Annotated in this window: 1 protein-coding gene; it reads right to left on the bottom strand. The window is 46.2% G+C overall.

The annotated features are described in order from the left end of the window. On the bottom strand, positions 1-532 hold a 532-nt coding region (locus A3738_RS18380), incomplete at both ends, for a transglycosylase domain-containing protein (RefSeq protein ID WP_197473910.1).

Here is a 532-nt window from a genome sequence, read left to right as displayed (position 1 = left end):
TGGCCCCTTCAGTAAGCCGACTAACAAAGCATGCTGTTCTAATTCAAGGTTCTCAAGATTGCGAGCGAAGTAAAATCGGCTTGCCATCGCAAAACCATGCACAGCCGTATTGCCCGACTGACCCAAGTAAATATCGTTGACGTAGGTCTCTAAGATATCCTCTTTGCTGTAATGCCACTCCAACATCAATGCCATAAAGGCTTCATTGATTTTGCGGACAATACTTCGCTCACGAGTGAGGTAAAAATTCTTCACTAGTTGTTGCGTGAGGGTGCTACCGCCCTGCACAACTCGACCAGCCATCACATTTAAGTACATCGCTCGGGCTATCGCCAAAGGCGCTATACCAAAATGCGTAAAGAAGTCTCTGTCTTCCGTCGACAACAAGGCAGACACAAGCCCTGGCGGGATGTTTTCGTAGGCAATAAGCTCTCTTTCTTCACGCGTTTTTGGATAAATACCCCCGATCTTATACGGCTCAATGGTATAAATACCTTGGCCTTTTGCATCATCAGTTGAAAGACTAGTGATG

The organism is Oleiphilus sp. HI0066 (assembly GCF_001635725.1).
The sequence above is the reverse complement of the archived record's forward strand: the minus strand, read 5'-3'. Positions and strand labels throughout refer to the sequence as shown.